This window comes from Cellulosilyticum sp. ST5 (assembly GCF_046529625.1).
Taxonomy (GTDB): domain Bacteria; phylum Bacillota; class Clostridia; order Lachnospirales; family Cellulosilyticaceae; genus Cellulosilyticum; species Cellulosilyticum lentocellum.
Genome location: NZ_CP132338.1, coordinates 4,640,158 through 4,651,523, shown reverse-complemented (window position 1 = coordinate 4,651,523; position 11,366 = coordinate 4,640,158). Strand labels below are relative to the sequence as shown.

Genomic DNA, 11,366 nt, shown 5'->3' with positions numbered 1-11,366 from the left:
ATATTTTTAATGAATTTATAGCGCTTTTGCTGTATTCTAGAACAAAGGCGGTGAATTTATGTCTTATATTTATCCCACAGTTGAACGCAATAAGGCGCAGTTTAAGGTTTATTTTTTATATCAGACTCATAAAATTTACCTTGGTGCCTTTCCTTCTTTAGCAATTGCAGAAAACGTTCTTAGAGAAGCAGAGGCAATCATGTTACTTCCTCCAGGACCTCCAAATTTTCCGGAGTCACACTTAAATTATAAAAAGGTTGTCTGCCTTTGTAATTTAAGAGATCATCATACTTACATTAAAAATCCAATTTACCTCTTTCCTACATACTTTAGTTATTATTTGTCTAAAGATATGATTTTACTCTTTGATTTAAAAGATTTATTTTTCTTTTCTACTTATAAAATTTATAAAAGAGGTAATTATCTTTACACCCAGGATCATATCTCTCAGCAAAATTTATTATCCAGGTTCGATATTCAAAATCATAGCGTTTTAGGTAAAGACTATTACTTTAAAAATAACAATTGTTATGATTTCCGTAGAGAAAACCTAGTCATCATTAACCATTATAAAGGGGTTTCAAAAAAGGAAAAAGGTGCTCAAACCCTTTATATTACTAGTATCTATACAACTAAGAATATCATACTCGGGCATTATGCTTCTGAGATAGAGGCCGCTATTGCTTATAATAAAGGAATTGACCTCCTCAGGGCTAGAGGCATAGAAAAAAACTTTGTGCCTAACGAAATCCCGTTTTTAACCAAAAGTGAGTATAATCAAATCTATGATAAGCTTTCTATCTCGCTTACATTATTAGAACCACATAATAAGCACAAACGTATTACCTCCAATAAGCTTTATAGAGGCATCTGCAAAGATAAAAATAGCTTTAAAGCACTTATTGGTTATCAGAAAAAACAAATATACCTTGGAAATTATCCTACTGAAAAAAGAGCTGCCCAAGCTTATAATTATGCCTCCTTTTATTTATATGGTAGGCAGGGCTATATCAATCCTATAACGCCTGTTGTTTATGACCCTGATACGCCTCGTATAGCGCAGTTGCTTGCTAAACATATCACTTCTAAACAACCTACAACCTAATATAGAAAAGTAAAAGCTACTTATATTGTTTCTTAATACCTTTCAAAGTATAGAAACTGCTATAAGTAGCTTTTCACTAATTCGTTTTAATTTTAATTTCTCCTATGCCACTATCGATAGAAATTTGATTTGGTGCATCATTATTTTCTTTGGTGTCACCAAAGCCTTCGTAAGTTCGATTATTAATAATGGTTTCCCCTATCCCTTTATTAATAGTATAATTATATTCTTTTTCATCCCCTACTAATTCTAAATAAAAACTACCAACACCACCTTCTATAGATGTTTTTCCCTTTAAATCACCTTGTATTTTCACATCCCCGACACCCATTTTTGTATCTGTATCTTGGCTTACAAGGTTATTAATAACGACTTCTCCTACTCCCCCTTTAAGCTCAAACGCATCTGTTACCACATTATCAATATGTGCTTCTCCAATACCCATCTCAATATCCATATGCTCTAATGACTTGCCTTCAGGTATATATAAAGTCATCTTGCCTATTTTAGTATTAAATCCAAATAAAGAAGGATGTTTCGCACTTTGCTTTATGACTAATTCACCCTTTTTAACTTCATAGGAGAATACACCTGCTTTAGCATACGTAGCCTCTAGCTGGTAAGTATCACCTGTTTTAATTTCTAGATCCATTGTATCTATATTTAAAGTAAGCTTATCAAAGTTCTCTAGCTTTTCAGTAATCGTATTAAACTCCTCGCTATCGTAGTCCCTACTTACATAGGTTACGCCATTTACACCAATCTTTACATTATTCCAAGTAACAGAGGTATCAGCACCTGCTACATATGCCCCAAAACATAAAACGCCGCCACTAATAATCAGTCCTATAGCTAAACCTAGTACACTTCTTCCTCTCATTTGACTTACCTCCTTCCATAACTTCTATTTGTAATCAAATCTTTTATACTTCCTAAGAGGAAGACATTCACGAATTTATTAGCATACTTTGTAACAAGCCCCATAATTAGAGCAAAACCAAATATCGCAAGTGCTATACCTATTACGAATAAACCTGTCATAAACTGCCCACCTAAAGTGGCTGCTCCTGCCATTAAACAAACCACTCCAGCTACCGAAAGCACAAAACTCACTATTCCCAAAGCAAAGATAGTCACTTCTATGCCTATTAATACCCCTATTGCCCCAAATAACAAAGGAACAATGACTGGGATGGCAATAATAAGGAGTATAATAACCAACGGAGATGATCCTAGTGATTTAAAGCTGCTCCTGCTTTCTTTATTTTCTTGTAGCTTAATATCATCTAAATTAATTGATCCTGCACTACTAGTGAAACCATTATTAGTTTGATATCCCTTATTACTAAAATTATAACTATTTTCAGGTTCCTTAGCCGTAAACTCATTACCATTTTCAGTCTCCCTATTATGAAAGTCCTCCATAATCTGCTTAGCAATTGCCCTAGGGTCACCTAACTCCTCAAGCACTCTTTCTTCATTTTCAGCTCCAGCTTCTTCAAAGTATTCCTCATAATACTCTAATGCCGCCTCAGCTTCTTGGTAAGGTAATTTGACAATCCCCGCTCGCAATTCTTTCATAAAATCTGTTCTATTCATTCCTTGATACCCCCTCAAGTACTAAATCTATTTTTTCCTTAAACCCAGTCCATTCTACCTTATAGGTTTGTAGCTTTTCCTTTCCTTCTTCTGTAATCCCGTAATATCTTCTATTTCTCCCTTGAAAAGCTTCATCGTAAGTATTTAAAAGGCCATCCTTTTGTAATCTTCTAAGAACAGGATACAACGTAGATTCTGAAACCTCCATTAACTCTTTTGCTTCCTGTGTTAAACGATAGCCATAGACATCTTCTTTTTCTATAATTGCTAAAATACATGCTTCTAATAAATTCCCACCTAATTGCAATGCCATCTTACCCCTCCTTGCTCTCCTAGGCATACTGTATGCTACATGAGTATTGTGTTGATATCTATAGTATACGCAATATAATATACATTTCAACGTAATATTATGATTTTTAATTATATTCTAATCTTCTAATCTTTTTTTCATAAAAGCAAGGGCCGAGTCCGCTATGTAGTCCAGCTAGGTGTCTTACTTTCAGCTGCTGTCTCACATCGTCAAGAGGCTCTCAACTCATACTACTTATGAACGACCAAAAACTCGCATTCGCTCAAACAATTGGTCTAAGAACCATAAGTAGCATTTCGTTAAGAGCCTCTAGACTCCGCTCCAAGGCATCTTCCAGCAAGCCACCTAGCTTCCCTACATAGCTACTGCTGGGCAAGAAAAAACTAGTGGACAAATTTACACCTTGTTACGTTGAAATATAATCACTTATTTTATTATTCTCTCTGAGTAAGATTAAGTATGACTTATTCTTAACTCCTTTACTTCATCAATAGGCAAACCTATTTTAGCTGCAATAGTTGCATCATCTAATACATCTAATAGCGCTTTAGCAAGCTCCAATTCTCGTACTCTATTAGATTTTGTATAGCTAGAAGTAGTTTATAAAAGTCCTCTCTTAAGATTTTATTCTCTTCAAATAGCATGTCTGCTTTATATATGGTAATTTTCTACACCTTCTGCTATTAAACCTATTGTTTTCATTTCTCCATACTGTACTTTATTAATTTGCATTCTTTCCTTTAAGTACTTACCTAATTCAATATCTTCACAGAAAACATAACATCCCTTTTGCCCTCGCGTCATCAACGTACGATACGTATTCCTAATAATTTTGTCAGCTAATGCCAATGCCTCATTTTCTCTTTTTTTACACTTGCCTAGTAGTCCATTAAGAGATTTATCTGTCTTAGCTCTCTTCGTATAGTCTGTTATTACTTTACTATCTCTATAAATCATGTCCATTCCAATAATAACACCTACATAGTCAAACTCTAATCCTTGACAAGTATGAATACACCCTACTTCCTGTACAGATTCTTCATCTATAGCCCATGTATTAGTATTTCCAAGATTCCAGCTCATGGAAAAATCATAATCCGGTAAATTAATATCATGTACATTTGTATTTTCTTTGCCTGCTTTAATCCACTCCCAACAATATCCAGCAACCATTCTTGCTTTATTATTTATGCTATTTTTTTCATAAATAATCTGCTTTAGTTCATTAGGATTATCTAGTACTTCAAATAAATAGTCATGCTCAAATCCTATATCATTCGCTGTTTCTCTTATTCCCAAAACATCATCTATCCATGCTAAATATCCATCTGAGCCATTGCACCTAAACTGAGAATCTAAACCCACCTTAATTACCTGTGCCCCTTGTTTCTTTGCAAAACTTTCAATCTCTTCAATACTTCCTACATCACTTGCTGTAACACGTTGGCATTCATCTATAAAAAATATAGCACATTTTGCTGCATGGATGATTTCCTTGGTTTGATTTTCTCCTATGTTCTTAAACATCCCCGATTTTTCATTTAAACGATGAGCTTCATCAACTATCAGCACATCCAACTCATTTTTATTACTATCTACATAACTTCCCGAGCCTTTAAAAAGGTTATCAATATAACTCTTTTTATAGTTACTTTGAAGCCTTCGCTTATAGACTTCCCTGGGTGCGCTATTTTTTGAAATATATTGACATACCATGCTTTCATTTGTTAGTTGTACTAAAAGATTAATCGCTAAAACTGATTTCCCTGTACCTGGTCCACCCTCTACTATAATAACTTGCTTTTTACCGGTATCAAACGCAAATCTTGCTTGATTTAAGGCTGTTTCATATACTACCTTCTGAGAGTCTATCATAACAAACTCCTGATTACCCTGTAACATTTTTAATAATGCATCCTGCAAAGATTTTGAAGGTCTAATTTTCCCATGCTCTATTTTATATAAAGTTTTATTTTGGTCGGGTTTCTGGACATATCTTTCTATAAATTCCCTTAACTTTTTCACATCTCCATTTTTAAAGAGTGGCGCTTTTTTAAGGCAACCATAGATTTCTTCATCTAAAATAGGGTCACCGTCTTGCGTAATATAATTATGCAAATAAGAACAAGGATGTAATTCTATATCTTGATTTTGAACTGTTTCATTATAATCTCTAATTATAGCCGCATATGACCAAGCTTGATATGAAGGATGAGCAACCTCTCTTTCTTTATGACCAACAAAAGTACGTACAACATCCTCTTTATTTACTCGCTCTGCCTTTTGCCACTGTTTTAATTCGATTATAATGACAGTCTCTTTACCAAACTCATTTTCACCTGTTATTATAAAGTCTACTCTTTTAGAAGTAGTAGGCAATCGATATTCTATAGCAATACCAGCTTTCCTAGGAACAGCATTAGTGTTTAAAACCTTATACATGTACTGCATTGAATGATTCCATGAAGCAATTTCACTTTGGCTTGTCCTACCTATCTTGGTAGAATACTGCTCATATATTTTTTGCTCAATTAGATCTTCTTCTACATGTTCTAGAAACTCCTCTTTTGTAGCTTGATAAATAATCATTTATCTACCCTTCCTTATAGCTCAGTATATTTTTTACTTGTTCCTCTTGCTTTTTCTACGGGATATTTGTTTTCATTCTTACTCATTTTATTCATAATTATTTCTTTATAATCTACACCTAATGCATCTGCCATAAATAAGCAATATACTATTACATCTGCTAATTCTTCTCCAACCATTTCCTTGTTAAATTCATTTCCCCATTGAAAATGTTCCAATAGTTCTCCTGCCTCGATATTAATGGACTTTGCTAGATTTTCAGGAGAATGAAATTGCTTAAAATCTCTATCATCTCTAAACTTTCGTATACGTTCTAATATCTCTTCCACGTTAAAGCCCCTTTCTCTTTATTCTTATTAATATTAGTATATTAATTTTAAACAACTTTTTCAAATTTTATTAGGGAATTATCTTTCGCACGGCATATATATAAATGTAAAAGTAAATAAAGTAACTTCCTCGGCATAATTACCACAGCTTCAATCTGAGGAACTGACCGGGTCAGCCAAGTCTCAATCTATTGTTATAGGTACCTCTGGACTTAAGGAAAATGTTCACTGATGCGCTGCAAGGAAGGCGCCATATATAAGTTGCAAAAAAGCTTTTACACCGCTTTACAAATAAAGTTTTAAACCAGAGTCTTAAAGCCTTAGCTTCCTCATCATAAGGGTGCACCGGCTAAGACTTTTAAGAGCTCCTCACTCTTCGTTTAAACTTTCATAGCTTATACCTGTGGCCTCTTTAAGTGCAAAGCGTACTGAGGAGCTACCCTTATGCCCTGTTTCAGCTATTGGTATAGGTTATATAAGTGAATAACGAGAGTCTGGCACATAGCAAAAGCCACCCCTTTAGATTTTTCTAAAGGGGTGGCTTTTGCTATATGATAAATATCTATAGAAACTTCAAATTCAACTCTTTTATTTCTTATTAAGCCTTAGGCTCTTCTTTATCTCTTTTAATATATAATTGATTTTGTCCTAATTGATAAAAATGATAAATACCTTTTTCCTCTTTTTGCTCCTTAACAGGTTTAATAGTTCCCTGTACATAAGCTTCTAATTCTGGTTTATTAATAGACATGCCCACTAATAAATGTAGATACTGCTCATAAATAGAAAGTTCATATGCTTCTAAGGTGAGAAGTCCTGCCATAGAGAGCTCTGGTGTAATCTCAATAAGTTCCACACTTTTGTTTGCTTTAATACCATATTTGATTGTAAAAGCGCCAATACCATTTATTTCTTTAAGCAGCTTTTTATTATAACGATTAAGACGTGTTAACATAGTCTTAGATAAGCTGTCAGAAATCTTTAGATGACAAGTTTTATCTTCATCATTTAATTCTTCTACTGGGTCATATATATATGCTTTTTCATCTTCATCGACAATACAAAGAAAAGTTATGATGCGGCTATACTTAGTAATAGGTTGCAGAATAAAGCTATCTGCTCCTTCATCTACTTCTAAGATAAAGTCTGCCAAATCTTCTTTATTATAAACAGCCATCTGCTCAGTTCGGTCTGTATATTGCTTAATAAACCTAAATGGCATTTCTAAATTCTCCATTTGAGAAAAAGCTTGCTGCTTATTATCTTGATAATAAACCTTAGGCACTGGAATATCTAGAAATTCTAAAATATCCTGTACATTTTTAAAATGGCAAAGGTCTTTCATTGTTTCCTTCTTTGGATAAGTTTTTGCATGGAGTTTAACATTTAACTCGAAATCTAATTTCGTATTAAAAATAAGAACATCACATCTTAAACTTAGCTTTTGAATACTTTCATTGGTAATAGCTGATATAATGTGTTCATTTGCCAATTGGGAGCCTATACACCCCACTTTAGGATCTAACAGACTTGTTCTTATACCCACCTTAGCAGCTTCAATACAAAGCATTAAAGCTGAAGTTCCTCCTCCAACTATACCTATTTGCTTAATACCATTAAAGTTCATCTCTTTATCTCCTCATTAACTTTTTTACTCGTTACCTTCATCTAATAAATAGTCAAGTAACTGGGCTGTTTTCTCAAGGTCCTTAACTGTAGTTGTTACACCAATAATAAACTCATCATTGGCAGTAATGCAAGGGATATTAGCAAACTTAGAAATACGGATACCATATATGTGCTCTTCAGCCTCAACTAACTCTTGGTCGTCATTATACTTCTGATTATAAGTTACTAATCGGTCCTCATACTTTTCTAGTAATCCACTAAACTCTGGTATAGTCTCTAATGGTACAAACATATCAGCACCTAACTGTCTGGTATAACTTTCAAACATCATAGGCTCTAAACCTAATACATCAAGTTCATCTGTCTTTACTAATAAAGGAATCTTTTGGAGCATAGCCATTCCCATCTCACCCATATTATCCCAATCAACAATTGATAACCCTAAATCTGCATTAAACATTTCCTTGTATGACTTTACTACTTCAGGCTGCGTTTCATCATAATTCATTTTCCCTGCTAGGACAATATCTACATCATGCACTTCCTGAGGTGTAAAAATAGAAATCACTAAGCTTGAAATAATTACTGCCCCAATAATAAATGATAAAATATACCATCTATAGTATTCCCATATATGATTTACTTTTTGCTTAAATGTAAGTTCCTTAAAGTCCTTACCATACTTCTCCATATTTTGCTTGTCCTCCTGTTTCATTCTTCCCCTTTGCCTTAGGTATAGAGTGTGCTATACTTATAGCAAGATTTTCGATTTTATTATAAACTATGTTAAATTATAAAGCAAAATTATATTATTTATATGAATGTTAAGGAGGAATTTATGAACTTTTTAAATAAATTAGAACGTAAATATGGACGTTTTTCCATTCCTAATCTTATGCTCTATATTATTATGGGAAACATCATTGTTTATATAGCTCAATTCTTATTAGGTTTACCTATTATAGAGTGGATTTACTTCGATCCAGCTTATATTATGCAGGGGCAAATCTGGAGAATCATTTCATGGATTTTTATTCCTATCTCTAGTAGCCCTATATGGTTTATTTTTGCTATATTACTTTATTATTCTATTGGTAGAGAATTAGAATACCAATGGGGTGCTTTTAAATTTAATGTTTATTATTTACTAGGAATCATTTTTAACATTATTGCCTTCTTTATTTCTGGTGGAAATATGATTATTACTGCAACTTATATGAACTTATCTTTATTCTTAGCTTATGCTGTACTTTTCCCAGATGTACAATTTGCACTTTATGGGATTATTCCTATTAAAGTTAAGTATCTTGCAGCTCTAGATATTGCTTTCTTACTTGTTAATCTCATTCGAGGCACTACTAGCACCAGAATTCTTATTATTGTTTCTTTACTTAACTTTTTATTATTCTTTGGTTCAACCCTTATGCGTGGGCGTCGTACAAGTACGCAGAAACAATTTAAGAAACAAAAGCGTGAGCTTAAACAAGGGGCTCCTATTAAGGTAGCCTTTCATAAATGTGCTGTGTGTGGTAAAACTGAATTAACTGACCCTGAGGCAGAATTTCGTTACTGTTCTAGTTGTAATGGTAACTATGAATATTGTATGGAGCACTTACACAATCACGAACACAAACAATAATCGCATGTATAAAGGACCTACTATTTCTTTCTTAGAAATGGTACGTCCTTTTTGTTTATCTTCCTATTCCCTAGGTAATATAATAATCTCGAGTTTCTCATATTCCTCTTTATCAAAACTAAGTATTTTTTTATTTCCCTCTAAATCCTCTATCATCATAACAAGCCTTTTTTCTAAAAGCTGTTTATAATATTCCTCTTCCCCTATTATGTCTTTACCATTAACCTTTAAAATCACGTCGCCACGCTTAATAGTGTTTCTTTGTTTCTGCTCCTTGTTAATCTCAATAACCCTAACACCCTTTTTAGGTAAGCTATACATATAGGGACCTCGCTCCATGAAATCATTTATTACAAATAATAACTCATGTGCAATTGGCATCATGATCATGCCTAATACTAAAGGTACTTTTCTTAAACAAACTAATAGCCCAATCAGTAGAATAATACTCCCATACAAAAAAATGCATTTACCACTCTTTTTAGCTTTAGCCTCAGGTTTCATAGTATAAGTTTCATCAGCATAAACTAGCACACAAAGTAATGGTACATAAAAGCCCTTAATCGTAAATAAAAACAGGGGGATATACCACTTCCTATAAGCTTGATATCCTCCTGTTATTTGGTTTCTTTTGTAATTAATAATACACTGATTCTCTCTTGCACCGAACAGATACGTTAGTAATCCTTCAAGCATATGAAGGGCACCAACAATGAGTATGAGCTTTTCATAAGGTAAAGTAAAATACATTGCTTTTAACTTAAATCCTACCAATATTGTGTCCATTAAATATACTAAGGCAGTGACATAAGCTAAACAAGTCAATTTTTTATCTATAAAGCCTAGTATCAGGCTCATTAATAGTAATATAACAAGTTCCCAGGAAACAGGCTCACCATAGTTTTTTAAGATGATTCCTGCACTTAATAAAATTCCTATTGCGCTACCTATTACTACTTCTCCTTTACTCTCCCTAATGAAAATCACCTCCTACAATACTACTTGAGTTTTTCTTTAACCACCTTAATAGCAGTTTGTAATTGGTCATCTTCTGTATCTGTTAATTCTCTACCCTTTAAAATCTTTTCAGTACTTAATTTGACTTCATAATCAGGTGCAATTCCTATACCTTGAATACATACACCACTAGGGGTGAAATATTGAGAAGTTGTTAATTTAATAGCTGAGCCATCTGATAAAGGAATGATTGTTTGTACAACACCTTTTCCAAAGGTTGTTGTTCCTATTAGCTCTGCTCTACTATAGTCTTTTAAAGCACCTGCTAATACTTCTGAGGCACTTGCACTATTACCGTTAATGAGTACCACCATAGGAATATCTGTATACTTACTATCAGCGTAATATTCGCTACCTTTACCTTGTTTATCCTTGGTAGATACAATAATACCTTCTGGTACTAATTCATCAGCTATTTGTTCCACAATGTTTAAAAGACCACCTGGATTATCTCTTAAATCTAATACTAGTCCTTTTGCTTTTTCTTTCTTTAATTTATCTAGTGCTACCTTAAACTGGTCATAAGTTACTGCTTCAAATTGTTTGATTTGAATATAGCCTACTTCATTATCTAACATTCTAAAATAAACCGTTGGAGAAGCCACACTAGCTCTTTCTATGGTAAAATCATAATTTTTTTCTTCCGAAGGTCTATAAACAGTAATATCAACAGTTGTTCCCGGTGTTCCTTTTACTAAGGTTGGCAGTATTTCAAATTCATCGCCAGTAACACGTTTACCAGCTGCCTTAATAATTCTATCCTTTGGTTTTATACCAGCCTTCTCGGCAGGTGAGCCCTCAAATACCTCTGTCACTTCTATACTATTATCATAGGTTTGAAGTGTCATTTGTATACCTATTCCAGCATACATACCACTAGATTTCTCTTTAAAGCTTGCATATTCATCAGAAGTATAGTAGTTCGTATAAGCATCACCTACACCTGCAACAAAACCTTTATAGATGCCCTCCTCTAGTTTTTGTTCATCAATATCTCCCACATAATAATCTTTTAAAACTGCTTCTATTGCTTGCAATTTTTTATCCACATAATGATACTTATCTACAAATGCTGTAGTAACTAAGACCATTGTAACGAGTAAAAAACTTACAGCAGCACCACGAAAAATAGTTTTCTTTTTCATC

11 protein-coding genes are annotated in these 11,366 nt (G+C 33.5%); 2 read left to right on the top strand and 9 right to left on the bottom strand.

Annotation, left to right across the window (positions count from 1 at the left end; translation table 11 throughout):
* Positions 1-58 precede the first annotated feature (58 nt).
* On the top strand, positions 59-1,105 hold the full coding sequence (locus tag QTL86_RS22250) for a hypothetical protein (RefSeq protein ID WP_410496061.1): 1,047 nt from the start codon (positions 59-61) through the stop codon (positions 1,103-1,105).
* Positions 1,106-1,181: 76 nt separating this feature from the next.
* Here the strand turns inward: QTL86_RS22250 and QTL86_RS22245 are convergent, their stop codons facing one another.
* From QTL86_RS22245 to QTL86_RS22215, 7 genes are all read right to left on the bottom strand, one after another.
* Positions 1,182-1,985 carry a DUF4097 family beta strand repeat-containing protein gene (locus tag QTL86_RS22245; protein ID WP_410496060.1) on the bottom strand — a complete coding sequence of 268 codons (804 nt, stop codon included), beginning with the start codon at positions 1,983-1,985 and terminating at the stop codon, positions 1,182-1,184.
* Positions 1,986-1,990: 5 nt separating this feature from the next.
* On the bottom strand, positions 1,991-2,704 hold the full coding sequence (locus QTL86_RS22240; RefSeq protein ID WP_410496059.1) for a DUF1700 domain-containing protein: 714 nt from the start codon (positions 2,702-2,704) through the stop codon (positions 1,991-1,993).
* Positions 2,697-3,017, bottom strand: coding sequence for a PadR family transcriptional regulator (locus tag QTL86_RS22235; protein WP_013658446.1), 321 nt, complete (start codon positions 3,015-3,017; stop codon positions 2,697-2,699). The genes QTL86_RS22240 and QTL86_RS22235 overlap by 8 nt, the downstream gene beginning before the upstream one ends.
* A gap of 651 nt (positions 3,018-3,668) precedes the next feature.
* Positions 3,669-5,606: a DNA/RNA helicase domain-containing protein gene (locus tag QTL86_RS22230; protein ID WP_410496058.1), complete on the bottom strand. Its 1,938-nt coding sequence runs from the start codon at positions 5,604-5,606 to the stop codon at positions 3,669-3,671.
* A gap of 14 nt (positions 5,607-5,620) precedes the next feature.
* Positions 5,621-5,935, bottom strand: coding sequence for a nucleotide pyrophosphohydrolase (locus tag QTL86_RS22225; RefSeq protein ID WP_013658448.1), 315 nt, complete (start codon positions 5,933-5,935; stop codon positions 5,621-5,623).
* Positions 5,936-6,533: 598 nt separating this feature from the next.
* Positions 6,534-7,562, bottom strand: coding sequence for an ATP-grasp domain-containing protein (locus tag QTL86_RS22220; RefSeq protein ID WP_410496057.1), 1,029 nt, complete (start codon positions 7,560-7,562; stop codon positions 6,534-6,536).
* Between the two features lie 24 nt (positions 7,563-7,586).
* Positions 7,587-8,255, bottom strand: a complete 669-nt coding sequence (locus QTL86_RS22215; RefSeq protein ID WP_127067820.1) for a hypothetical protein — start codon at positions 8,253-8,255, stop codon at positions 7,587-7,589.
* 147 nt (positions 8,256-8,402) lie between these two features.
* Between QTL86_RS22215 and QTL86_RS22210 the strand changes: the two genes are divergently transcribed.
* Complete coding sequence (locus tag QTL86_RS22210) at positions 8,403-9,203, top strand: rhomboid family intramembrane serine protease (RefSeq protein WP_127067821.1); 801 nt, start codon at positions 8,403-8,405, stop codon at positions 9,201-9,203.
* Between the two features lie 63 nt (positions 9,204-9,266).
* Here the strand turns inward: QTL86_RS22210 and QTL86_RS22205 are convergent, their stop codons facing one another.
* Together QTL86_RS22205 and QTL86_RS22200 are read right to left on the bottom strand one after the other, a co-directional pair.
* The gene (locus QTL86_RS22205; RefSeq protein ID WP_127067822.1) at positions 9,267-10,190 is read right to left on the bottom strand and encodes a hypothetical protein; all 924 of its coding nucleotides are present in this window, start codon (positions 10,188-10,190) and stop codon (positions 9,267-9,269) included.
* An 11-nt stretch (positions 10,191-10,201) separates the two neighbouring features.
* On the bottom strand, positions 10,202-11,365 hold the full coding sequence (locus QTL86_RS22200; RefSeq protein WP_127067823.1) for a S41 family peptidase: 1,164 nt from the start codon (positions 11,363-11,365) through the stop codon (positions 10,202-10,204).
* Position 11,366 lies beyond the last annotated feature (1 nt).